The following is a 24,496-nucleotide window of genomic DNA, read 5'->3' on the forward strand; positions in this document are numbered from 1 at the left end:
CCGGCGTCAGCTGATGACGTGGAGGTGTTCCCTCGGGGCGCGAATGCGGCGCAGGCTGTACGAATTCACCTGAGCGGTAAGCAGTTTCAGACGGCCTACCCTGCGCGACGGCGGCGCTGTCGCTGGGCGACACACCCTGCAGCCGTGGGTCGTCGGCCCGGAACATCTCGGTCTGCGCATCAGGTGCGTGCACGGAAGCGCCGTGCGACAGATCTCCGGGAATCGAATCGTATTGCGACGCAGAGAAAGCCGGTCCCTGCGGTACCTCACCGGACGCATAGGGCGAGACGGGCGCCACCGAAGCCGCGACGTCACCAGAGCTGTACGGCGACCCCTGTGCGACACCACCTTGCCCGGGGCGGTCCTCGGTCTGTGTCGACGAAGGGCTCGCCGAATATCCGGCGTCAGCCGACTCGGCGGCGACGGAAGCCGCCGATGCTCCAGTTGCCGGCCCGGATGTCGGTGCCCCAGAAGTGTTGTGTGGCGCCGCTTCTGGTTGCGCGTCCCGGGTCGACGGATCCGGCTGCCCGCCGGTGGACGGCGCAGGTTCGGCTACCGGGCGCGAAGGGGTCGAGAGCGCCTCGATCGGCGTGTCCGATGACAGCGGATCGGCGGGCGCCGAAACCGCTTCGGCACCCGATGCCTGCGGATGCGCGGGTGACTGCGACCAGACCGGAACGGCAGGCGGCGCCGGCGGATCGGCGGGGGCAGACGACGACACTGGCACGGCGGGCGGTGCGAGCGGGTCGGCAGGTGCAGACGACGACATCGGCACGGCGGGCGGTGCGAGCGGGTCGGCAGGTGCAGACGACGAGACCGGATCGGCGGGTGAAGGCGAGGACACCGGCACGGCGGACGACGCCAGCGGGTCCGAGGGGGACGGTGTGGCGGGCGCGAGCAAGCGTGGCGGCGCCTGGGTCGGGCGCGCCGGGGGATCGGGCAGCGGGGGAGGCGGCGGGAGGTCGGGCAGGCTGCGCTGGTTCGAGGGCCCGAGCGGGGTGAAGCCCTCGGACGGGGGAGCGGGGGTCCGCGTCGGGAGGGCCGCCGCGGCCTGCTCGGCAGGTGCCGGTGGCAGTGAAGGACCCGAATGAGCTGGCGGAACGGCCGCATTCGGGATCGAGTGCGACGGCGAACTGGTGTGCGCCGACGCGGCCGGGAACTGGGCCGGTGTAGAGGACTGCCCGGTGTTCCACGGGGAGAACGCATCCGGCCCGCTCTGCGGCGGCATGAGCCGGTCAGGTGCGCTCTGCTCCTGGGGCCGAGCGGCGCCGGCCGAGGACCGCGAGCCGGCGGCATGCTGGGCGGCGTCGCCCGTCGCGCCGGAGTCGAGCCTCGGCGGAGCGAGTGGGTCGGTGCCTTGCTCCCACGCGCCTGCTTGGGATTGCTGGGCGGAGTCGCCCGTGGCCGACCGCGGGGACGGAGCGAGTGGGTTCGGGGCGCCCTGAGCCTGCGGCCAAGGCGCGCCGGTCGAGGCCGATGGCCAGGAAGGACCGGCGCCTTGAGTCGGTGGGGGCGCGCTCGATGTCGACGGATTCGGACCGGGCATCAGCGGGTTCGCGGTCGACGGCGTATGCGGATCGTGGAAAGCGGGGCCTTGACCGGTGGCGCCGGTTGCCTGACTCGGCTGTTCGGGCTCGCGCTCCTTGCGGCGGCGGCCGCCCTTCTTCTCTTTGCGCGCGCTGTCGTCGCCGCGCAGGAACCGGCGGCGCTTGGGTGCCTCGTCGATCGGTTCGTCCTGTGGCAGGTTCTCGACCGGTGCCTCGTACCCGACCTGGGTGACTTCGCTCTCCGACAGCCATGGCGGCAACATGGGGAGGCTGTCGTTGTTGCGGCTCACCGGTGCGCTCCGCTCACCAGGGTCCCCCGATCTGATCGACCCACTACTTGCGACGCCGGTGAGTTTACGCGACAACCCGATCGGCGTGGCGGGCGCCTCATGCCTGCCCGCATGCCCACCGTCGACGTCTCCATTGTGCGACGTGCGCCACGTTCAGGGTGTACCGTCGGGGTCTTTTTGCCTCAGCGCACACGGCCCGGTAAGCTTGAGCGGCGGTGCACCTAGGCGCCGACTGTTCGCGTGCAAACCCGGGAAGTTCGTCGGGCCTGTGTGTGAGCAGCTACGAGGTAATCCACTCAAGGTTGAGCATAACCGGGATCGCGGAGGATATGGCGAAGAAAGACGGGGCCATCGAGGTCGAGGGTCGAGTTGTCGAGCCGCTGCCCAATGCGATGTTCCGGATCGAGCTCGAGAACGGTCACAAGGTTCTCGCGCACATCAGCGGAAAGATGCGGCAGCACTACATTCGCATCCTTCCGGAAGACCGCGTGGTCGTCGAGCTCTCGCCGTACGACCTGTCCCGCGGCCGGATCGTCTACCGCTACAAGTGATGCCTACCTGACGTCGCGAGCCCGAGGCCCGCGGCGTCACACGGTGTTCCGGCCCAGGTCGGAACGCGACAAGAGACTTCCCCAGTCGTCGGCTGGGGAAAAACTGTGTTCACAGACCCTTGTGAACCCACGAAAAGATTGGACGGACGTGAAGGTTCAGCCGAGCGTCAAGAAGATCTGCGAGAAGTGCAAGGTGATCCGCCGTCACGGTCGGGTCATGGTGATCTGCGACAACCTGCGCCACAAGCAGCGTCAGGGCTGAGCAAGCCTCACCGCCGGGCACCGATCGTCTGATCGGACTGACCGAAAAGAAGAACTCCCAGCTCCAGCGCGTACGCACGTGTGCGCGCCAACCACCGGTACGGAGGCCGGTGCCCCCATTTGCGAAGACGGGGGGACGGACAGGGAGCAGACCTCCGCAACCATTAAGGAACCTGCCACATGGCACGTCTGATGGGCGTCGATCTCCCGCGCGAAAAGCGCATGGAGATCGCGCTGACCTACATTTTCGGAATCGGGCGCACCCGCGCCACCGAGATCCTGGCTCAGACCGGCGTCAGCCCGGACCTGCGCTCGAAGGATCTCAGCGACGACGACCTGAGCAAGCTGCGCGACTACATCGAAGCGTCGGAGTTCAAGGTCGAAGGTGACCTGCGCCGCGAGGTCCAGGCCGATATTCGCCGCAAGATCGAGATCGGCTGCTACCAGGGCATCCGCCACCGTCGTGGCCTGCCTGTGCGTGGTCAGCGCACCAAGACCAACGCGCGTACGCGCAAGGGTCCGAAGAAGACCGTCGCCGGCAAGAAGAAGTAGGGATAGCGTATGCCTCCGAAGAGCCGGGCCGCTGGCCCGAAGAAGACTCAGAAGTCGCGTCGCCGGGATAAGAAGAACATCCCGCACGGCCACGCGCACATCAAGAGCACGTTCAACAACACCATCGTCTCGATCACCGACCCCGAGGGCAATGTCATCTCGTGGGCGTCGTCGGGCCACGTCGGTTTCAAGGGTTCGCGTAAGAGCACCCCGTTCGCCGCGCAGCTCGCTGCCGAGAACGCTGCCCGCAAGGCGCAGGAGAACGGCGTCAAGAAGGTCGACGTGTTCGTGAAGGGCCCGGGTTCGGGCCGCGAGACCGCGATCCGTTCGCTTCAGGCCGCTGGCCTCGAGGTCGGCTCGATCTCCGATGTCACTCCTCAGCCGCACAACGGCTGCCGGCCGCCCAAGCGCCGTCGCGTCTAGCGGGAAAGGAAACAGCTAAAAAATGGCTCGTTATACAGGCCCCATCACCCGCAAGTCGCGTCGTCTGCGCGTCGACCTCGTCGGAGGCGACCAGGCGTTCGAGCGTCGTCCTTACCCGCCCGGCCAGCACGGCCGCGCGCGGATCAAGGAATCCGAGTACCTGATGCAGCTGCAGGAGAAGCAGAAGGCTCGCTTCTCCTACGGCGTCATGGAAAAGCAGTTCCGTCGCTACTACGAAGAGGCCAACCGCCTCAAGGGCAAGACCGGCGACAACCTGCTGCGTCTGCTCGAGTCGCGTCTGGACAACGTCGTGTACCGCGCCGGTCTGGCTCGTACCCGTCGTCAGGCCCGTCAGCTCGTGAGCCACGGCCACTTCCTGGTCAACGGCGTCAAGGTCGACGTGCCCAGCTACCAGGTCTCCCAGTACGACATCATCGATGTCCGGGAGAAGTCGCTGCCCACCCTGCCGTTCCAGGTGGCGCGTGAGACCGTCGGCGACCGTCAGGTTCCGGGCTGGCTGCAGGTCGTCCCCGGCCGCCTGCGCATCCTGGTGCACCAGCTCCCCGAGCGTGCCCAGATCGATGTGCCGCTGCAGGAACAGCTCATCGTCGAGTACTACTCGAAGTAAGCGCTTTTGGTGGGGGCCGTTCCTACGACGGCCCCCGCAATCACTGATTAGGCGTCAAATAGCGGACGCCCTGAACAGGAAGTAGATCCTCATGCTGATTTCCCAGCGTCCGACACTGACCGAAGAGGTTGTGGCGGAGAACCGCTCGAAGTTCACCATCGAACCCCTCGAGCCGGGCTTCGGTTACACCCTCGGCAACTCGCTGCGTCGTACCCTGCTGTCCTCCATCCCGGGGGCCGCGGTCACGAGCATCCGCATCGACGGTGTCCTGCACGAGTTCACCACCGTTCCCGGTGTGAAGGAAGACGTCACCGACATCATCCTGAACCTCAAGGGTCTGGTCGTGTCCTCCGAAGAGGACGAGCCGGTCACCATGTACGTGCGTAAGCAGGGCCCGGGCACCGTCACCGCCGGTGACATCGTCCCGCCGGCCGGTGTCGTCGTGCACAACCCGGACATGCACATCGCCACCCTGAACGACAAGGGCAAGCTCGAGATCGAGCTCGTCGTCGAGCGGGGCCGCGGTTACGTGCCCGCCGTGCAGAACAAGGCGACCGGCGCGGAAATCGGCCGGATCCCCGTGGATTCGATCTACTCCCCGGTGCTCAAGGTGACCTACAAGGTCGAGGCCACCCGTGTCGAGCAGCGCACCGACTTCGACCGTCTCATCCTCGACGTGGAGACCAAGAACTCCATCACGGCCCGGGACGCGCTGGCTTCGGCCGGTAAGACCCTGGTCGAGCTCTTCGGCCTGGCCCGTGAGCTCAACGTCGAAGCCGAGGGCATCGAGATCGGCCCCAGCCCGGCCGAGGCGGACCACATCGCCTCGTTCGGTCTGCCGATCGAGGACCTGGACCTCACCGTCCGGTCGTACAACTGCCTCAAGCGCGAGGGTGTGCACACGGTGGGCGAGCTCGTCGCCCGCACCGAGTCGGACCTGCTCGACATCCGCAACTTCGGCCAGAAGTCCATCGACGAGGTGAAGGTCAAGCTGCACGCGCTCGGCCTCTCGCTGAAGGACTCGCCCGCTTCGTTCGACCCGTCCTCCGTGGTGGGTTACGACGCGAGCACCGGCACCTGGAGCGATTCCGGCACCTTCAGTGACACCGACGGCGGCGAGCAGGACTACGCCGAGACCGAACAGCTCTAGGCCATCGGGGGGCACCCCGGCTGCGCCTTTCACAAGGAGAATCCAATGCCCAAGCCCAAGAAGGGTGCCCGCTTCGGCGGGTCGGCGTCGCACCAGCAGGCGATCTTCGCCAACCTGGCCACGGCGCTTTTCGAGCACGGTCGGATCACGACCACCGAGTCGAAGGCCAAGGCGGTCCGCCCCTACGCCGAGAAGCTCATCACCCGCGCGAAGGGCGGCACCCTCGCCGACCGTCGCGAGGTCATGAAGGTCATCCGCAACAAGGACATCGTGCACGCGCTGTTCGCGGAGATCGGCCCCTCGTTCGAGGGTCGCGAGGGTGGCTACACCCGCATCACCAAGGCGCTGCCGCGCAAGGGTGACAACGCGCCGATGGCCATCATCGAGCTGGTCCGCGAGAAGACCGTCACCAACGAGGCCGACCGCGCCCGTCGCGTCGCCGCTTCGCAGAAGACCGAGGCGCCCGCCGCCGAGGCCACCGAAGCCAAGGCCGACGAGGTCGTCGAGGCTCCGGCCGCCGACGAGGCCGCTGAGGACAAGAAGGACGCCTGATTCTCAGGAGTTCGACCGAGCCCGTCACCCTTCGTGGGTGGCGGGCTCGTTCTTTTGGTCAGAGTTGGTGAGGCAGGGAGGTCCGATGGACGAGATCGAGCGGGAACGGTCGCGCGTGCGGCTCGGAATCAGTTACGACGGCACCGATTTCATCGGGTGGGCGCGTCAGCCCGGGTTGCGCACCGTGCAGGGCGTGCTGGAGGAATCGCTGTCGAAGGTGTTCCGTGAGCCGATCGTGCTCACCGTCGCCGGGCGAACCGACGCGGGCGTGCACGCCGAGGGCCAGGTGGCGCATTTCGACACCACCGCCGAATTCGATGCCGACAAGCTGATGTACCGGATGGCCCGCTTCCTGCCCAAGGACGTCCGCATCACCGATATCCGCACGGCCCCACCGGAATTCGACGCCCGGTTCTCGGCGATGCGGCGCCACTACGCCTACCGCCTCACCACAGCCCCTTACGGTGCCGAACCGCTGCGCGCGCGCAGCGTGGTCGCCTGCAAGCCGGGTGTGGATCTGGACGCCATGCGCGCCGCCTCCGGAAAGTTGTTGGGGCTGCACAACTTCGCCGCCTTCTGCCGTCGCCGCGAGGGCGCGACCACCGTGCGCGAACTGCAGCGTTTCGACTGGGAGCGTGAGGGCGACCTACTCACCGCGTACGTGAGCGCTGACGCGTTCTGCTGGTCGATGGTCCGCAGCCTGGTCGGCGCGGTGCTCGCTGTCGGTGAGGGACGCCGGACACCGGAATGGGTCGCGTCGCTGCTGGCGGAAACGGAACGATCCAGCTCCGTGACCGTCGCCCCCGCACACGGTCTGAGCCTGATCGCGGTCGACTACCCCGCCGACGCCGACCTGGCCGCCCGCAACGCCCAGACCCGCGAGACCCGGACCGTCCCCGCCGTCGAGGGCTGCTGCGGCGACTGACTGCCGGGCGGCCGATGTCTCCGTCACCGGCCTGACCGGCGGAGGCCGCCGATCGGGCGTGACAAGCATCCTTGACCGGGGTGGCGCGAGCAACTCGGGAACTGGCGGGCGCGTGGGCATACGCGCTGGTAGGCTCTGGCCGGTTACGAGTCGAGCGGTCCGTCTGGACTACCATTGCGCCGCAGTCGATTTCAGGGAGTTATTGTGAATCCGCAGGACACGAATCAGGGTGCCATCCGCAACTCGCCGTTGTCCGCGGCGGTGCCCGAGCACCGGATTCCGCTCTACGACGAGGCATTCGCGGCCGATCCGCACGGTGCCTACCGCCGGATGCGTGACGAGTACGAATCGCTGGTACCGGTCGAGCTGTGGCCGGGTGTGCCCGCGACGCTGGTCATCAAATTCAGCACCGCCGTGCGGATTCTCAACGATCCCGCGAACTTCTCCGCTGATCCGAGGGCGTGGCAGGCGACCGTGCCACGCGACATCCCGATCATGCCGATGATCGAGTACCGGCCGAACGCGCTGCGTACCACCGGCAAAGGCCACACCCGCTACCGCGACGCCGTGAACGACGCGCTCGCCGGGATGGACCTCAATGTCATGCGCACCAGCGTTGAGCGATCGGCCATCCCGATCATCAACTCGTTCTGCACGGACGGGCACGCGGATGTGCTGCACCAGTACATCTTCCCGATGGTCTTCTCGGTGCTGTGCGAATTCCTCGGCTGCCCGCCCGAGATCGGCGCGGAAGTCGCCAGGGCCAATGCCGCGATGTTCGACGGCGTGGACACCGACAAGGTGAACACGATCATGACCAACGCCCTGCTCGACCTCACCGCGCTGAAGCGCTCGCAGCCGGGCGACGACATCACCACCCGCCTCGTCCAGCATCCGGCGCGGCTGACCGACGACGAGATGGTGCATCAGCTGGTGCTGATGTTCGCGGCAGGCGTCGAGCCGCCGATGAACCTCATCGCCAACACCCTGCTGCTGATGCTGACCGATCCCCGCTTCACCGGCGAAGGCAACTCGATGCCGTTGTCGACCAAGATGGCGATCGATGAGCGCCTCGCCACCGACCCGCCGATGGCGAACTACTGCATCACCTACCCGCGCCAGTCCGTGCCGATCGACGGCGTGCTGCTGCCCGCGCAGCAGCCGGTCATCATCAGCATGGCCGCCTGCAATACCGATCCGACGATCAACACCGGCGATTTCCTCGGCAACGGCTGGAATCTGGCGTTCAGTGCGGGCGAACACGCCTGCCCCGCGCATGCGCGCCCGTATGGCGTGCTGCTGGCGCAGGACGTCATCGACCAGCTCTTCGATGTCCTGCCGGAGCTGAAGCTCGGAGTGGCCCAGGACGACCTCGTGTGGCGTCCCGGGCCATTCCACCGCGCGTTGTCAGCGTTGCCGGTCGTGTTCCCACGAACGGCGCCGCTGCCGCTGTAACGCCGTATCAGCTGTTGATGCGGCTCTCCCACGCGCCGGGTAGATCGTCGAACAGCACCGGCGCGCCGAGGATCTCGTCGTCGAAGCCGAAGGAATCGAGCAGGGCCGGAACGTTGTCGGCGAGCGTGTCGATGGCGTCCCGGAGTTGCTGCTTGATGCCTTCGACAGCGGCGACGTCCAGGTAACCGCGGGTGAGGTACCACGCGGCATTCTGATCCAGGTAGTGCAGCGCGAAAACGTCACGCACGGCGGCGATTTCGGGCAGGTGCTCGTACCGGTGGAGCAGCTGCAACGCTTCCTCCGCGCTGTAGGCCTCGGCGAGTTCGAGCGCTTCCGGAATGACGGCGAGCCGATCCGCGAGTTCTCCCGATTCCAGGTGCCGCTGGGCTTCCTGCACGATCGTGAGGGTGCGCGCGGTGAACAGACCGAGGCGGTCGGTGGTGACGGCGGGATCGTGCAGACCGGTCTGCGGCGGTACCTTGCCCGCGAGGTGCCTGGCCAGAACGCGACCGGCCACAGAGCCGAGCACATGGCAGTCGCCTTCGCCGGTGATGGCCGCGTGGCAGACGCCGATGTAGTCGGCGACCCGGTTCGCACTGAACATGCCCTGCGCGCCCATCTTGATGCGGCAGTGAGTGACCGTGTCCAGGGCGTGCAGCTGGATGAAGTGCTTGGCCAGCATCACCGAGACGACGGTGTCGCGATCGGTGAGGTCGCTGTTGGCGAGGGAGGTCTTGACCGCGTTGCCGAAGATGGTGCGCGCGACCGTGCCTGCCAGATCGGTGAGCAGGGTGTTGCGCACGTGCGGGATGTCGGCCATGACCGTCGTGGCGGTCGGCGTCAACGGCACCCCGCGCTTGGCGGCGTAGCGAAGCGCGATGTAGAGCGAGGCCCGCGCGGTGGCGTTCAGGCACGACGCGAGGGCCAGGCGGCCGACCGTCAGCTGGCTGATCGCGGAAGCGAACGAGCGGCGCTGGCTGTCCTCGTCGTTCCAGGTCAGGGCACCGTTGTCGTCGATGGTCGCCAGGTTTCCACCCAGCCAGGCGCTGCGGTCGACGCGGAGATTGTCGAAGCTGATGACCGAGTTGTCCATGATGACCAGCGGCTGCCGGTCGAGCTGGGTGATCGTGACACCGGGTGCGGCCGTGCCGTCGGCCACCCGCAGACGCGCGGTGAACAGGTGCACGCCCTGATCGACACCCGCTGAGTCGATGAAGCGGGCACCCACGACGCACACGCGCGAGACCGGGATACCGACGCTCGGCATGAACTTGCGGGCCCTCGGGTTCGGGGTGTTGATGACGAACCCGCCGTCTTCCCAGGTCGCCGTGGTCTGCATGAAGCCGATGTTGGAGCCGCAACCGTACTCGGTGAGCAGCATGACGCCGATCGCGGTGGCGTCGTCGAGGTCGTGCAGGTACGGCGCCGCCGAGTCGGAGTCGGTGAGCGTGGACAGCGAGCCCGACGCCAGGTTGAAGTGGCCCGAGATCAACGGGATGAGGTCGGTCGCCAGCACCGCGGACCAGTCGAACAACGCGAACAGCTGGGGGAGGTTGGTCGCGACATCGCTGGCCTTGCCGAGTTCCTTGACCAGGTCACGCAGCTGGGCGTAGGCGTTCTCGCGCCGCTGCGCTTGGCCCTGGTGCACGGTGATGGCGTAGTCGGGGTCGATCAGCAGTTGCTGCAACCGTTCCTGAAAATCTCGCTCACCATGGCGGAGAAGTTCCGAAAGAGGGGTGTCTGCCGTGTTGCTTTGCGCCGTCATCATCGATCCTGCTCTCACGTGGGCGCCACGACGAACAGGTTCACGGCGCCCCTGAATACCGAAAATGCATTGTTGCACAGCGGATTACGCCAATTCTGTGAATCGTCACTTCACAACAGTCGGTGCAGGCAGACGCGGTCTTTCAGGATCGGACGAGTCGCGCGATGGCGTCGGTGGCTTCCTTGATCTTCGCCTCGGCCTCGGGTCCGCCCGCGACGGCGGCGTCGACGACGCAGTGGCTGATGTGGTCTTCGAGCAGCCCCATCGCGACCGCCTGCAGGGCCTTGGTCATCGCCGAGACCTGGGTGAGGATGTCGATGCAGTACTTCTCCTCCTCGACCATGCGCTGCAGGCCGCGGGCCTGGCCCTCGATGCGGCGCAGGCGCTTGAGGTAGTCGTCCTTGGCGGTGATGTAGCCGTGGCCGTGGTGGCCGGCGTGCTCGTCGGCGGGCGCGGTATCGGGGGTGGGTGTGGTCACCGTGATCTCCTCGTGCGTCGGGCCCGCAGGCTGCGAGCTGATACCCCCCTAGGGTACAGTTTCGCGGGGGAATTGTCAGATGTGGTCCCGGTGCTCCTCGAGACCGGGCCGGACGGGAGAATCAGCGGTATGAGTTCGCATCCCCGGCCCGCCCTCGCCGTCATCGGCGGCAGCGGTTTCTATGACTTCTTCGACAACGACGCGGTGCACGTCGACGTCGACACACCGTACGGCACGCCGAGCGCCCCGGTCGCGATCGGCGAGGTGGAAGGCCGCCACGTCGCCTTCCTCCCGCGCCACGGCAAGCAGCACGAATACGCCCCCCACACGCTGCCCTACCGGGCCAATATGTGGGCGCTGCGCTCGCTCGGTGTGCGCCGGGTGTTCGCGCCGTGCGCGGTCGGCAGCCTGCGCGCCGACTGGGGACCGGGAACCGTCGCGGTACCGGATCAGCTCGTCGACCGCACCTCGGGCCGGCCGCAGACCTACTTCGACGGCGGCGGTATCCACGTCTCCTTCGCCGACCCCTACTGCGACGACCTGCGCGGCGCCGCGGTGAAGGCGGCCGGCTCCGGCGAGTTGCGGGTCGAACCCTCGGGCACGATGGTCGTGGTGCAGGGCCCGCGTTTCTCGACGAGAGCCGAGAGCCGCTGGTTCGCCGGGCAGGGCTGGGACCTGGTCAATATGACCGGCCACCCCGAAGCCGTCCTGGCTCGTGAACTCGAAATGTGCTACGCCGCAGTCGCTCTGGTCACCGATCTGGACGCGGGCCTGGAGGAGGGCCAGGGCGTGCACGCGGTCGACGTGTTCGCGGAGTTCAAGAAGAACCTCGGCCCGTTCAAGGAGCTCATGCGCAGCGCCGTGGCGGCCGTCGACGGCACCGACACCTGCGAGCGCTGCCAGGTGCACGCCGGGGTGTCACTGCCCTTCGAACTGCCCTGAGACGATCCGGCTCAGCCTTCGAACTGCGTCGGGGCCAGTCGCACCTGAGCCAGGACGAACAACGGCGTGCCGTCACCGGGCGCGCCGGGCAGGGGTGACACCTCGACGTCGGCCACCAGCCACCCACCCGACTCGGTGGCAAGCCGCAGCCCCGGCAGTGTCGCGTTCGTCGCCCCCGCCAGGATCTGCTCGCGCACCTCGAGGATCCTGACCCGGTCCTCGGGGTGCGGGATGTCGCGGTCGTCGACCCGGTGCCAGCGCACTCCGGGCAGCGGCTCGGTCACCCACCGCACCGGACGCGCCTGCACGGTGTCGATGATGGCCAGATACAGCCCGGGCTGGGTGTCGCGCAGCAATTCGAGGGTGGTCGCCTCGAGTGATTTCGGTTGTGGCGCAATGCTGTCGGTGACGTCGATCGACACACCACGCCACTGGAACCGGTCGTCGGTCTCGTTGCGGGTGGCGATCAGCATCGACCGAGGCCCGATCCCAGAACGTATGGTGGCGATTCCCGACCAGCGACTGCCCGGTTCCGAACGGTTCAGTGCGGCAACGAGATCGAGCGCGGCGTCGAAGCGTTCCACCAGCTGGTACGGCTCGGCGCCACGGTATTCCCTCGGTTCGGAACCGAAATGGGCACCGAGGCCGCCGGGCCTGCTGCTCACCCGGCGGGTGCGCGCATCGATCCGGAACGGCGAGACACCGAGCTCCTCGGTGGGCGCCTGCCTGCCCACCCACACTTTCACCGCATGCGGAGCCGAGCCCGGCCACACCACGGGGACCGCGCGAAAACGGTGCTCCGACCACTGTTTCCGCGATTTCGGCAGCACCTTGTCGACCGGTTCGCCCGAGTCGTAGGCGGCCACGACCAAGGGCCGCAACTGCGCCGAGATCGCCCGCTCGTAGGACGTCCACTCGCGCGGCGTCGTGCCCGAAGTGAGCATCGACCAGGTATGCGCTTCCCCCAGTGTTTCCACCAACTGCCAGCGGTCGAGAATCATGAGCGTCCCCCTTCGTCACACGTCGCCGGAACATGAACGAACGGTGACCATCGTGCCTGATCCGCCCGCTCGCATCGGCGCCGGGGCAGCATCGATAGGCTCAGGGTATGGATGAACCACTGCGGTTGGAGGTCATCGTCGCCAGCACCCGGCCCGGCCGGTTCGCGCCCGTGGTGGCCGACTGGTTCCTCGGGGCGCTGGCCGACCGGCCGGAATTCGAGGTGGGGGTGCTGGATCTGATCGATCACCCGATGCCGACCGAACTCACCGAAACCCCGCAGGTCGCGGCATTCCGGGAACGGCTCGGCGCCGCCGACGCCTTCGTGGTCGTCACCTCCGAGTACAACCACGGCTATCCGGCCTCGCTCAAGGCCGCGCTCGACAGCGCCAAACACGAATGGCGGGCCAAGCCGATCGGTTTCGTGTCCTACGGCGGGCTGTCGGGTGGCTTGCGCGCGGTCGAGCAGTTGCGGCAGGTCGTCGCCGAACTGCACATGGTCTCGGTGCGCGAATCGGTGAGCTTCGCCCAGGCCAAACGGCACTTCGACCCCACCGACGGCGCGGCGGTCGACGCCCGCGAGCGGATGCTTCGCCAATTGTCCTGGTGGGGAACGGTGCTGCGGGAAGCGCGGCCGACCTATCCCGGCTGAGACGCCATCGCCCGCTGGCCGCGCGGCTGACCGATGTAGGTCGACTCTCGCGGGATGGAGACCAGCGTGAGGTTCACCCTTGTCGTGCCCGTCCGCAGCACCACCCGGTTGCCGACCGCACCCGGCTGGTAGATCTCGAGATCGGGGCGGGAGGCGGGCCAGCCGTTGGGGTCGGCGGTGAGGTAGATCGTGGTGACACCGGCGTGCGGGGCAGGCGCGAGCACACCGTCGACGATGGTCGCGGTGAATCCCGCATCGGACTGGTGTGTTTCGACCGCGATCGTCAACCGCTCTGGGTTGCCGACGGTGGTCACCAGCTGCTCCCAGGCCTGAGCGCGATCGGTGCGGATCAGCACCCGCTCGCCGACGGCGAGCGCACGGAACACCAACTGCTGAGCCAGGTACAGCTCACCGGCGACGTAGACGGTGGAGATACCGGCGCCGATGATGCGCGTCGCCACACCGTTGCCCTCCTCGTCGGAACCGAGCAGCTGCCCGCACCCGGCCGAGGGCAGGTGCAGCGCGCCGATGACGTCGATCGGGTACTCGGTGGTCGGTACCGTGTCGTCGACGCCGGGCACCGCGATCGGCAGGTGCGCGAGCAGTGCGTCGCGGTGGCGCCCGTTCATCGAGATCATGCCCTTGGTCTTGGCCTTCTCGGGCAGTTCGCGCGCGGTCAGGCGCCAGGCCGCGCCCACGCTCACCGATTCGGCGTCACTACCCGGGCGCAGCCGCACGGCGACGGTCGTGCCGCGCGACGGCGCGACCCACAGCTGGGCGAGCAGGTCCGAGCCGAGCTGCGCGGGGTCGACCGCGCTGCCGATATTGACCGCGTTGCCGATCTCGGCGTACTTCCAGCGCTGGGTGAGCGTGCGCGGATCGAGCCCGACGGTGATCTGCTGCACGGCTTTCCGGATTTCGGGCGCGGTGAGGATGCGGGCGTTGCAGTCGGCGTCTTCCAGCGTGCGCATGATGCGCTGGGTGGCGATGGTGACCGCGCGGGAAGCGCCTTCGGTACCGCCGCCGCGTCGTGCCGCGGCCTCGGGACACTGCACCGCGTCGAAGCTGATCGCCAGCCACACCGTGCGATGCGCGGTGGCGGGCAGCGGACCGAGCAGCGACTCGTAGATCGCGCCCGCGGGTGTGCCGGAGCGGCTGCGGTGGCCGTGGCTGATGATGTCGATGCCGCTGAGCAGGATGTCGTGCTGGGTGAGGCAGGCAGCGAGCTCGGGGAGGGGTAGCAGGTGGGAGGCGTGCACGGCGGTCCGCGCGATCCGGGTGAGTCCGCCCTTGGGCGGCAGGACCTCGACCACGGTGACCACCCGGCTGCCGTCCCAGTACAGCCCGAGCGAACGGCCGTCGGCGCCACGGAAATCCACGGTGTCACCGAGGGTGTAATCCCGCTTGCTCGCATAACCGCGGATGGTGGCGAGCCAGTCGAGGACCGTGCGCTTGCCGATCGGGATCAGCGGAACGAGCATCACCGCCACCGCCACCCCGAGCGACGGCAACGCGCCGAGGCCGACCACCAGCGCGACGAGCCCCGCGACGAGACCGAGGACCTGCGCGATGAGCAGATGCGGCAGCGAAATCCGACCGAACAGCGGACGCGGACCCGCACCGGTGAAGTCGGCCATTCGTTCCTCCCCCAAGTACCCGATTACCGATCGACCGATGGCCGAATGCGAACAAGTGCTGCCGGGAACTGTACTGTGTTGCCCGGACAAGAGCACTGTTCGGGGGAGGAACCATGCCTTCAAAACCCACTACGCGCTGGCAGGTCAGCGGTTACCGCTTCCTGGTGCGGCGGATGGAGCACGCCCTTGTACGGCGCGACGTGCGCATGCTGCACGATCCGATGCGCGCCCAAACCCGTGCCTACGTGGTCGGATTGGTTCTCGGCATCGTCGTTCTCGCCGGTTGCGGCGTGCTCGCCCTGCTCAAGCCGCAGGACAAGATCGGTGACAACAAGATCCTGATCGGTAAGGAATCCGGCGGCGTCTACGTGGTGATCGACAATGTCGTCCACCCCGCACTCAACCTCGCCTCCGCCCGCCTGGCCGCGGGTGAGGCGGCCAAAGCGGTGATCGTCAAGGAGTCCGAACTCGGCAAGAAGCCGCGCGGTCAGCTCGTCGGCATCCCCGGCGCCCCCTCGTCGATCCAGTACGACAAGGACGGCAAGGGCAGGCCCTGGTCGGTGTGCGACCGGCTCAAGGCCGACGGCAGTACCGACCTCACCACCTCCGTCCTCGCGGGCGCACCCGAACTCGGCGACAAGGCGTCGAAGGTCGACACCGGTAAGGCGATGCTCGTCAAGGGCAAGGACGCCACCTACCTGATCTACGACGGCAAGCGGGCCCGCGTGAAAATGGACGACCCGCCGGTCACCCAGGCGCTCGGCATCAGCGGCGAAACGCCGCGCCCGATCAGCGAGGGACTGCTCAACGCGATTCCCGAGATGCTGCCGATCATCACCCCGGTCATCGACAACCCGGGCGGCACCCCGCCCTACAAAGTCGGCGGCCACCGGATCGGTGACGTCGTCCAGGTCTTCAACGAGCCCAACCAGAACTATGTCGTGCTCCACGAGGGACTGCAGGCGGTCTCGGCGTTGACCGCCCAGATCATCCGCAACTTCTACCCGACGGTCATGCCGGGCACCACGATCCAGGCGACGGACAAGACCTTCGCCCCGCACGTGCAGACCCTGCGGGTCCAGGATTATCCCGCCGAGCGGCCGACCCTGATCACCGCCAAGGACCAGCCGGTCAGCTGCATCTCCTGGAAGCCGATCGCCGGTGCCACCGACAACGACGACAGCACCGCTCGCGCCGAACTTTCCTTGATCACGGGTATCGACATGCCGATCCCGAACAAGGCCAAGCTCGTCGACCTGGCTCAGGCCGACGGTGTCGGCCCGAACGCCGACTCCGTCTACATCCCGCCGGGCGTCGGCGCCTACGTGCAGTCCACCGGCATCGAGCCCGACAGCCGCCGCAAGGACAGCCTGTTCTACATCGCCGATACCGGCGTGCGCTTCGGCATCAAGAACGCCGAAGCGGTGAAGGCGCTCGGCCTCGAGAACGTCACCGCCGAACCGGCGCCGTGGGCGATCATCGGGCTGCTTGCCGGCGGGCCGAGCCTCGGCCGTGAGGACGCGATGGTCGCGCACGACGGTGTGTCGCCCGATCCCTCACCCGCGAAACAGCCTGTGGCGTCGGTGAATTAGCCGCCACGAGTTTCCCGGTCGGTGGTCAGCTCGGCCACCTCGGCACGCAGCGAACGCACCTCCTCGACCAGTTCGGCGAGAGTGCGTTCGGTGCGGTCGGCGGCTTCGTCGACGGTTTTGAGCTGCTCGACCACCCAGCTGGTCATGGTGCCGATGGCGAAGGAGATCAGGCCGATGCCGAGCGTCATCAGGACCAGCGACACCAGGCGGCCCTCGGGCGTTACCGGGTAGACGTCGCCGTAGCCGACGGTGGTCACCGAGACGGCCGACCACCACAGCGCGTCGGCGAAGGACTTGATCTTGCTGTCCGGTGCGCCGTACTCGGCGTCGAAGAACGCCAGGCTGCACAGCAGCAGGATGAGCAGCGAACTCGTCGCGACGAAGGTCATCAGCCGGGTGCGCGGTTTGGTCGCGCGGTTGAGGCTGTCGAGCAGCAGTAGTGCCACGCGCAAAAGTCGCAGCGGCCGGAACGGTGGGACCAGGACGACGAGCAGGTCGAGCGGGTGTTTGCGGACGAAACGGCCACGGTCGGTCGACAGATACAGCCGCACCGCGAAATCCACCGCGAACGCCGCCCAGATCGCGACATCGGCCCAGATCAGGGTGATGTCGAGGGTGGGGGAGGCCCGGGTGTCGAGTACCCGCCAGGCGTAGATGAGCAGGAACGCGATCGCGAGCACCATCAACGGCAGGTTGGTGCGCTGCTCCCAGCGTTGCCGCCGGGTGAGCGGGCGCTCGGTCGTCGTTGTCATCGGTACCTGCCTCGCTGGACTACACGTCTGAGCAGGACAGTAGCGCGCCCGGCCCACCGCCGAGGACAGTGCCGGACCGACGAAAAAGGGGCTGCCTACCCACCGGTCGAATCCCGTTGGGCGGCAGCCCCGTCCGTGCGAAAGCTACAGACCGCGCACCAGCGAGTAGAGATCGGCGACCCAGAACACCAGCGGAAGCACCGCGGCGACGAAGCCGTACTCGATGAGTTCGGCGGCCCGGCGCATCGGCGGGGTGGCGGACTGGTTGGGCACGATCAGGCCGATGATCAGCGCGGCGACCAGGATCACCAGCGCGGCCCCGAACACGACGAGCGGCTGTTCCATCCCGACCGCGACACCGATCAGCATCAGCAGCACGATCGCCGAACCACCCGCGATCAGCACAACGGCCTGCTCGGCGCCCGCGTAGGTGCGGCTGCGGAACATCAGCACCACCGCGCAGACCAGCGCGAGCGCGATGCCCGGCCAGTACGGGTCGTCGGCGGACGGGTTGGTCGCGAGCAACGCGCCGACGACGGTGACCAGCGTGGTCGCGCTGACCAGCCCGGCGAGGTAGTTGCGGGCCCGTTCCGAACGGGCGCGCAGGTTGTCGAGGGTCGGCAGGGCGCGGTGGTCGTCCGGGTCGTCCTCGGTGGGGTCGATCGGGGTGCCGGGGGAGGGGACCGGCGGCAGCGGCAGCTTGGCCAGCAGCATCGAAACACGCGGCGAGAGGGAAAGACCCGCGAGCGCCAGCGCCGCGACCACGGCGCCGATCGCCTTCACCGGCTGATCGGTGAGCAGACCGACGAGCGCGGCGGGAACGACGAACACCGAAATCGCGGCGGCACCGATGAACAGCGCCAGCCCCACCCCGGTCACCCGCCACGCGAGCACCGCCGTCGCACCGAACAGCGCGGCGCCGAGCAACAGATTCGCCCAGCCGTAGTGGTCGGGCACCAGCATCATGCCGCCGGTGAACGCGGTCGGCAGGGCACATCCGCCGAGGACCAGCGCGGCGGAGGTGTCGCCGTACATGCGGCTGAGCACGGTCCCGGCGATCACGCACAGCACCGCGACGAACAGCGCGAGCGACCCGCTCACCCAGAACGGCACACCGTCGGGGGCGGCGAGCAGGCCGAAGCAGCCGACCAGCATCGTGAGCGCGGCGAGCACGGAACCGGTGATGCGCGCGGTCTTGGGAGTCCAGCTGCGGTAGTGCTCGGCGTCGGCGATCGCGACGTTGTACATGATGTCGTCGAACAGCGGCGTCGGCGCGGTGTGCGAGGCGCTCTCGAGCATCAGCAGCTCACCGTCGCGCACGCCGTGTTCACCGAGGCTCAGCGAGTTCGAGAAGGGCGGGTGGCCGATGCGGGCCAGGACCCATTCGGCGGGTTCGTAGCGTTCGCCGTCGTTGTCGAAGTCGTTGGAGCGGCTGTGCGCGGCGACCATGTCGACCACACTCGGGATGACGAGCGCGACCGGAACGTCCACCGGAATCGCCATGTCGACCTGTGTGTGCTTGGCCAGAATCGTCACCCGGGCAAGGTCGGGTGCGCGAACGATTCCGCGCGCGGAATCCTCTTCCACATGATCGAGTCGCGCGTGCGTCAAAACTCCCCCAACTCCGTCTCTACCTCGCGTTTCCGCTCGACCGGTCAGCGGCCGACAGTTTGCGGAACCCACCGTTCGGACAGCAGAATGCCTGACGAACCATACGACATGTCGGCCGCGACCTCTACACTGAGCCCGTCGCGAGGACAGACAGCGAGTAGTCAAGCAGGGGGAGTCTTCGACCATGAGCACAGTCCGGTTCCAGCGCCGTGCCCGGCGCGAGATGCCGCGCACGCCCGGTGGCGAAGTCACCCTCCAGCCGCCGCCCGAGATCCCGCGCATCACCCCCGGAAATCTGCTGATGAAGCTGATGCCCGTGGTCATGGTGGTCGGCATGGTCGGCATGATGGCGCTGATGTTCACCCAGGGCAGCGGCATGCTGTCCAACCCGATGTCGATGATGTTCCCACTGATGATGATCATGTCGATGGTCACCATGTTCGGCCAGGGAAACGGCAAGGGCGCCAAGGCCGCCGAGGCCAACGAGGATCGTAAAGACTACTTGCGTTATCTCGATCAGGTCCGCAAGGACGTCGACGAGACCGCCAAGCAGCAGCGCGCCGCCGTCGAGTGGAGTCACCCCGAGCCCGGCCTGATCTGGATGCTCGCCGGCACCAGCCGCATGTGGGAACGACGCTCCGGCGACAAGGACTTCTGCCACGCCCGCATCGGCCTGGGTGGTCAGCGCCTCGCGACCCGCCTCGTGGCCCCCGAGACCGGTCCCGTCGAAGAGCTCGAGCCGATCGCGGCGGTCTCCCTCCGTCGTTTCGTCCGCGCGCACTCCACCGTCCCCGACCTGCCGACGGCCATCGCCGTGAAGGGTTTCGGCACCATCGCCCTCGACGGCGACCGCGCCCAGGCCCGCGATATGACGCGCGCGATGTTGTTGCAGCTGTGCATGTTCCAGGCTCCCGACCAGGTGCTGGTCGCGGTGGTGTGCGGCCCCGACACCGCCCGTGAATGGGAGTGGACCAAGTGGCTGCCGCACACTCAGCATCCCGAGGTGACCGACGGTGTCGGCACCCAGCGCATGTTCTACGGCTCCATCCGCGAAGCGATGTCGGGCCTGCACCCGCTGCTCGGCAACCGGGTGCGCTACTCGCGTAACCAGCCGAACAACCCGAACATGGTGCACGTGGTCATCGTGGTCGACGGCGGTCTGCTCGAGGCCGAGGACGACCAGCTGCGCGAATCCGGTTTCGAGGGTGTCACCATCATCGACCTGTGCAATTACGCACCGCGCCTTGCCGTTTCGCGCGGCATCAAGATGGTCGTCGAGAACGGTGAATGCCTCGGCCGCGGTGCCACCGGCAACCAGGAACGCTTCGCCACCATCGACCGCGTCAGCGCCGAGCAGGCCCAGCAGGCCGCCCGCCGCCTGGCCCCCTACCGCGCCGCCACCCAGCGCAGCAGCGATGTGGAGACCGACGAGTCCGAGGCCATCACCAGCTGGGCGCAGCTGATGAACCTCGGCGACATCGGCAACTTCAACCCCGCCAGCGCGTGGCGTCCCCGCTACGGCCGCGAACGCCTGCGCGTGCCCTTCGGTCTCGGCGCCGACGGTGCCCCCGTGGAACTCGACATCAAGGAAGCCGCGGAGAACGGCATGGGCCCGCACGGCCTCTGCATCGGCGCCACCGGTTCCGGCAAGTCCGAGTTCCTGCGCACCCTCGTGCTCAGCCTGCTCGCCACCCACTCACCCGACCAGCTCAACCTCGTCCTGGTCGACTTCAAGGGTGGCGCCACCTTCCTCGGCCTCGACGGTGTGCCGCATGTCGCCGCCGTCATCACCAACCTCGAAGACGAGGCCGACCTCGTCGACCGTATGAAGGACGCCCTGGCCGGTGAGATGAACCGGCGCCAGGAAGTCCTGCGTCAGGCGGGCAACTTCGCCAACGTCTCCGAATACGAGAAGGCCCGCGCCGCGGGCGCCGACCTCGACCCACTGCCCGCGCTGTTCGTCGTGCTCGACGAGTTCTCCGAACTCCTCACCCAGCACCCCGACTTCGCCGAACTGTTCGTGATGATCGGCCGCCTCGGCCGCTCGCTGCACGTGCACCTGCTGCTCGCCTCCCAGCGCCTGGAAGAGGGCAAGCTCAAGGGCCTCGAGTCCCACCTGTCCTACCGCATCGGCCTGAAGACCTTCTCCGCCAACGAGTCCCGCCAGGTCCTCGGCGTCCCCGACGCCTACAACCTGCCCAACTCACCCGGCGGCGGTTACCTCAAAGCCGACTCCGGCGAGATCCAGCGCTTCCAGGCCTCCTACGTCTCCGGCCCCTACGTCGGCGGCGGCTCCCAGCGCGAGGTCACCAGCGCGGGCATCGTCGGCGGCGAGATCGACGTCAACGCCCGCCCCTTCAGCGCCACCCACGTCGACTTCCGCACCTCCGACCGCATCCCGCTGCCGGTCGAGGCCGAGTACGAGCCGGAGCCGACGGGCGACGAGAACGACCAGGTGTCGAACCTGAACATGCTCGTCTCCCGCATCCAGGGCCATGGGCGTCCCGCACACGAGATCTGGTTGCCGCCGTTGGACGAGGCGCCGACGTTGGATCAGTTGATTCCGCGGTCGATTCTCACGGGGGAATACTCCGCCGTCGCCACCCTGCGCGCACCCATGGGCCTGGTCGACCGCCCCTACGACCAGCGTCGCGACCCGTTCGTCGTCGACCTGTCGGGTTCACGCGGCAACGTGGCCGTGGTCGGCGGTCCGCAGTCGGGTAAGTCGACCGCGCTGCGTTCGATGATCATGGCGATGGCGCTGACGCACACCGCGGAGCAGGTGCAGTTCTACTGCCTCGATTTCGGTGGTGGCACGCTTACCGGTCTGGCCGGGATGCCGCACGTGGGCTCGGTCGCCAGCCGTCTCGACGAGGACCTGGTGCGCCGCACCATCTCGGAGATGACGACCATCGTCCGCACCCGTGAGGCCCGCTTCCGGCAGCTCGGTATCGAGTCGATGGTGGAGTTCCGGCGGCTGCGCGCGACGGACCCGCAGTCGAGTCCGGCGGCCGCGGGTGCGCACGAAGATCCGTTCGGGGACGTCTTCCTGGTGATCGACGGGTTCGGTTCGATCCGCCAGGACTTCGACGCCCTCGAACAAACCATCATGAACATCGCTGTGCAGGGTCTGTCCTACGGCGTGCACGTGGTGATCGCCCTGAACCGCTGGGCCGAAGCCCGTCCGGCGCTCAAGGATCAGATCGGCACCCGCATCGAACTGCGCCTCGGCGACCCGATGGACTCCGATCTCGGCCGCAAGTTCGCTTCCCTTGTGCCACAGGGCCGTCCGGGCCGCGGTATGACCGCCGAATGCCTGCACATGCTGACGGCCTTGCCGCGCATCGATGGTTCCTCTGATCCGTCGAACCTGGGTCAGGCGGTCGCGAGCGCGGTCGAGACGATCGGCCGGATGACTCCGGGTCGGCCCGCGCCGCAGGTGCGCATGCTGCCCGAGCAGTTGCCCCGCGAACAGCTGCTGTACCTGGCCGGCGATTGGCCCTCGCGGGTCGATCCCAACACCAAGTGCATGCGGATCCCGATCGGCATCAACGAGGCCGAACTCGCCCCGGTGTACATCGACTTCGCGGAGAGCCCGCACTTCATCGTCATCGGTGATTCCGAGTCGGGTAAGACGACGCTGCTCCGCTCGATCATCGACGGCATCGCAGCGTCCAACACCCCGAACGAGGCGCGCTTCATCGTCGGTGACTACCGCCGCACGATGCTCGGCCTCATCCCCGAGGGCTACCAGGCCGGATACGGGTCCACCGCACCGCAATTCACCCAGAACATGACCGACCTTGCCGCCTACGTCGCCAAACGGACCCCCGGTCCCGAGGTCACACCCCAGCAGTTGCGCGAGCGTTCCTGGTGGAGCGGCCCCGAGTTGTATGTGATCGTCGACGACTACGACCTGGTCGCCACTTCCCAAGGCAACCCGGTCTCGGCGCTGGTCGAGCACTTGCCGCACGCCCGCGACCTCGGATTCCATCTCATCCTCGCCCGTCGTTCCGGTGGTGCGAGCCGCGCCATGTACGAGGCCACGCTGGCACGCATGAAGGACCTCGGTTCGGCCGCGCTCGTCATGAGCTGCAGCCGTGACGAGGGTGTCATGGTCGGTACCACCCGTCCCGGGCCCAAGCCGCCGGGCCGTGGCACCTACGTAACCCGCAACAGCGAGGGGCTGATCCAGACCGCCTGGATGCCGCAGCCGGAATGACCGTCGTCGAGCTGGTCATCAGCGAAGCCAAGATTTGGGCGCGTGGCGCCACCACCCACTGGGACGTCGTTCCCTCGGTCGTGTTGGGCAGCAACAACTCCGACCTCGTCGTCGGCGAGCCACTGACCCCGCCCACCCAGGTGGTGTCGGCGGTGCAATACCTCGCCTGCGACCGGATCGCGTTGCCGCCGCGCATGCCCTCGGCGGTGCAGGGGTTGTCGGCAGTGCTCGCCGCGATAGTCGACGCCTTGCGGATCCCGGCCGCATGCGAGCGTTTTGTCGTCGTGCACCCGACGGCGTGGGGTCAACGCACCCTCGACCTGTTCGCTTCTGCCGCAGGTCGATTCGCGCACGAGGTGGTGTTCGAGTCGTGCGCGGTGCACGCCTCCGCCGTCGATCCGGCGGCCCGCCGCAGCCGCCGCACCGCCGTCATCGAGTTCGGCCTGCTGTCGACCACGGCCTCCACTGTGGGGTACGACGTGCACGGCACCCATGTCGAGGCCGTCGAGGCCGAGCCAAACCTCGCCGCCGCGGAACTCGATTCCGAGGACGGCCGTCAGCGGCTCGTCGAGCTGCTGACAAGGTTGCTAGCCGACCGGCCTGTCGACGTGGTGCAGGTCTTCGGTGCCACCGGCCCGGCGGTTCGCGACGTGGTGTCCGACGCTGTCGAAAGTGTCTGCGGGACAAAGATTCCACTGAGTCACTTGACGGGGGCCGACCTCTCTCGCCCGGTCCCGACGGGCCCCACCTACACCCCTCGCATCCCACCGGATCCCGCCGCCGAGTGGATGCAACCCCTGCGCGCGAGGGCCGCCGCCACCAACCCCGTCGACCGCCGCCCGCTGTACTTCGGCGCCGCCGCTCTGGCCGTCGTCATCGCGGCTGCTTCGATCGGCGGCTTCTTCCTCTTCGGTGGCTCCTCCGAACAACAAGCAGCCGCGGCGACCGACCCAACCACGACAACCGTCGTCACCTCGTCGGCCGCACCGCGACCCTCGACAACGAAACCGGCCTCCAAGCCTGTCACCGAGCAGTTCGGCCGTCTCGAACTACAAATCCCGGCCGGCTGGCACCGCGCCCCCGCCACCGACCCCTCTCGAGTCGACCTCACTCCCGATTCCGGTCCCCGCCAACGCATCACCGTCATCCAGGAACCCCTCACCCCCGGCGCTGGCTACGAGGAGGTTGCCGCCGACCTCGAAGCCCAGATCAAGAAAAAGCCGGCCGGAACAGTCTCGCCGGTAGACCGCGACGTAGTTTTCGCCGGCCGCCCAGGCCTCTCCTACGAGGAGCGCCCCGCCGACGGCTCCACAGTGCGCTGGCAGGTGATCGTCGAGCGCGGAGTTCAGGTCAGCGTGGGGTGCCAATACTCGGCTGGTGGATGGGAAGCGATCGCCGGGGCTTGTGAGCAGGTTGTGGGGGCTGTTCGCGTGAATCAGTGAGCACTGTCGACAGCGGCTGCATGACATACAAGTCAGGCCCCGGCTCAGCCGGGGCCTGACTCGTATGGTG

21 protein-coding genes are annotated in these 24,496 nt (G+C 67.7%); 15 read left to right on the plus strand and 6 right to left on the minus strand.

Translation table 11 applies throughout. The features are described from left to right. The first annotated feature begins 590 nt into the window (after positions 1-590). The 10 genes from NCO8_RS18420 to NCO8_RS18465 all read left to right on the plus strand — a co-directional run bounded on the left by NCO8_RS18420 (position 591) and on the right by NCO8_RS18465 (position 8,334). Positions 591-1,091, plus strand: a complete 501-nt coding sequence (locus NCO8_RS18420) for a hypothetical protein (RefSeq protein WP_157104965.1) — start codon at positions 591-593, stop codon at positions 1,089-1,091. A 1,075-nt stretch (positions 1,092-2,166) separates the two neighbouring features. Then, entirely contained in the window at positions 2,167-2,388 is a 222-nt protein-coding gene (infA, locus tag NCO8_RS18425) for a translation initiation factor IF-1 (protein ID WP_003418601.1), read from the plus strand. Positions 2,389-2,536: 148 nt separating this feature from the next. After that, the gene (gene rpmJ, locus NCO8_RS18430) at positions 2,537-2,650 is read left to right on the plus strand and encodes a 50S ribosomal protein L36 (RefSeq protein ID WP_011207363.1); all 114 of its coding nucleotides are present in this window, start codon (positions 2,537-2,539) and stop codon (positions 2,648-2,650) included. 179 nt (positions 2,651-2,829) lie between these two features. Further along, a complete protein-coding gene (gene rpsM / locus NCO8_RS18435) occupies positions 2,830-3,201 on the plus strand; it encodes a 30S ribosomal protein S13 (RefSeq protein ID WP_067491000.1) in 372 nt (123 codons plus the stop codon). Between the two features lie 9 nt (positions 3,202-3,210). Beyond that, positions 3,211-3,624, plus strand: a complete 414-nt coding sequence (rpsK, locus tag NCO8_RS18440) for a 30S ribosomal protein S11 (protein WP_019045110.1) — start codon at positions 3,211-3,213, stop codon at positions 3,622-3,624. Between the two features lie 22 nt (positions 3,625-3,646). Beyond that, positions 3,647-4,252 carry a 30S ribosomal protein S4 gene (gene rpsD, locus NCO8_RS18445; RefSeq protein ID WP_067490998.1) on the plus strand — a complete coding sequence of 202 codons (606 nt, stop codon included), beginning with the start codon at positions 3,647-3,649 and terminating at the stop codon, positions 4,250-4,252. Positions 4,253-4,343: 91 nt separating this feature from the next. Then, positions 4,344-5,402: a DNA-directed RNA polymerase subunit alpha gene (locus NCO8_RS18450; protein ID WP_022567324.1), complete on the plus strand. Its 1,059-nt coding sequence runs from the start codon at positions 4,344-4,346 to the stop codon at positions 5,400-5,402. 45 nt (positions 5,403-5,447) lie between these two features. Beyond that, a complete protein-coding gene (gene rplQ, locus NCO8_RS18455; protein ID WP_067641200.1) occupies positions 5,448-5,954 on the plus strand; it encodes a 50S ribosomal protein L17 in 507 nt (168 codons plus the stop codon). Between the two features lie 85 nt (positions 5,955-6,039). Then, positions 6,040-6,879, plus strand: a complete 840-nt coding sequence (gene truA / locus NCO8_RS18460; RefSeq protein WP_067641202.1) for a tRNA pseudouridine(38-40) synthase TruA — start codon at positions 6,040-6,042, stop codon at positions 6,877-6,879. A gap of 204 nt (positions 6,880-7,083) precedes the next feature. Then, a complete protein-coding gene (locus NCO8_RS18465; protein WP_067641204.1) occupies positions 7,084-8,334 on the plus strand; it encodes a cytochrome P450 family protein in 1,251 nt (416 codons plus the stop codon). Positions 8,335-8,341: 7 nt separating this feature from the next. Here the strand turns inward: NCO8_RS18465 and NCO8_RS18470 are convergent, their stop codons facing one another. Beyond that, complete coding sequence (locus NCO8_RS18470; RefSeq protein ID WP_167353301.1) at positions 8,342-10,021, minus strand: acyl-CoA dehydrogenase family protein; 1,680 nt, start codon at positions 10,019-10,021, stop codon at positions 8,342-8,344. A gap of 220 nt (positions 10,022-10,241) precedes the next feature. After that, a complete protein-coding gene (locus NCO8_RS18475; protein ID WP_067641208.1) occupies positions 10,242-10,577 on the minus strand; it encodes a metal-sensitive transcriptional regulator in 336 nt (111 codons plus the stop codon). 129 nt (positions 10,578-10,706) lie between these two features. Here NCO8_RS18475 and NCO8_RS18480 point away from each other — a divergent pair, with 129 nt between their 5' ends. After that, positions 10,707-11,519 carry an S-methyl-5'-thioadenosine phosphorylase gene (locus tag NCO8_RS18480; protein ID WP_067641210.1) on the plus strand — a complete coding sequence of 271 codons (813 nt, stop codon included), beginning with the start codon at positions 10,707-10,709 and terminating at the stop codon, positions 11,517-11,519. 11 nt (positions 11,520-11,530) lie between these two features. Here the strand turns inward: NCO8_RS18480 and NCO8_RS18485 are convergent, their stop codons facing one another. Then, positions 11,531-12,520 carry a GAF domain-containing protein gene (locus tag NCO8_RS18485; protein WP_067641212.1) on the minus strand — a complete coding sequence of 330 codons (990 nt, stop codon included), beginning with the start codon at positions 12,518-12,520 and terminating at the stop codon, positions 11,531-11,533. Between the two features lie 107 nt (positions 12,521-12,627). On the opposite strand from NCO8_RS18485, the gene NCO8_RS18490 reads away from it, so the two are divergent. After that, positions 12,628-13,170 (plus strand): NADPH-dependent FMN reductase, encoded by a 543-nt coding sequence (locus NCO8_RS18490; RefSeq protein WP_067641213.1) that lies wholly within the window; start codon positions 12,628-12,630, stop codon positions 13,168-13,170. Here NCO8_RS18490 and eccE read toward each other — a convergent pair. Beyond that, the gene (eccE, locus tag NCO8_RS18495) at positions 13,158-14,807 is read right to left on the minus strand and encodes a type VII secretion protein EccE (protein WP_067490980.1); all 1,650 of its coding nucleotides are present in this window, start codon (positions 14,805-14,807) and stop codon (positions 13,158-13,160) included. The two genes, NCO8_RS18490 and eccE, sit on opposite strands and share 13 nt — an antisense overlap. Positions 14,808-14,920: 113 nt before the next feature. On the opposite strand from eccE, the gene eccB reads away from it, so the two are divergent. Further along, positions 14,921-16,399, plus strand: a complete 1,479-nt coding sequence (eccB, locus tag NCO8_RS18500; RefSeq protein ID WP_067641215.1) for a type VII secretion protein EccB — start codon at positions 14,921-14,923, stop codon at positions 16,397-16,399. On the opposite strand, the gene NCO8_RS18505 is transcribed toward eccB, so the two are convergent. Both NCO8_RS18505 and eccD read right to left on the minus strand, forming a co-directional pair. Further along, on the minus strand, positions 16,396-17,151 hold the full coding sequence (locus NCO8_RS18505; protein ID WP_067641217.1) for a potassium channel family protein: 756 nt from the start codon (positions 17,149-17,151) through the stop codon (positions 16,396-16,398). The genes eccB and NCO8_RS18505 overlap by 4 nt on opposite strands. A 144-nt stretch (positions 17,152-17,295) precedes the next feature. Further along, positions 17,296-18,762, minus strand: coding sequence for a type VII secretion integral membrane protein EccD (eccD, locus tag NCO8_RS18510; protein WP_067641219.1), 1,467 nt, complete (start codon positions 18,760-18,762; stop codon positions 17,296-17,298). Positions 18,763-18,946: 184 nt separating this feature from the next. Here eccD and eccCa point away from each other — a divergent pair, with 184 nt between their 5' ends. Then, positions 18,947-22,984 (plus strand): type VII secretion protein EccCa, encoded by a 4,038-nt coding sequence (gene eccCa / locus NCO8_RS18515; protein WP_067641221.1) that lies wholly within the window; start codon positions 18,947-18,949, stop codon positions 22,982-22,984. Beyond that, positions 22,981-24,426: a type VII secretion-associated protein gene (locus NCO8_RS18520; protein WP_067641223.1), complete on the plus strand. Its 1,446-nt coding sequence runs from the start codon at positions 22,981-22,983 to the stop codon at positions 24,424-24,426. The genes eccCa and NCO8_RS18520 overlap by 4 nt, the downstream gene beginning before the upstream one ends. The last annotated feature ends 70 nt before the right edge of the window (positions 24,427-24,496 follow it).

Source organism: Nocardia coubleae NBRC 108252, assembly GCF_001612805.1.
Taxonomy (GTDB): Bacteria; Actinomycetota; Actinomycetes; order Mycobacteriales; family Mycobacteriaceae; genus Nocardia; species Nocardia coubleae.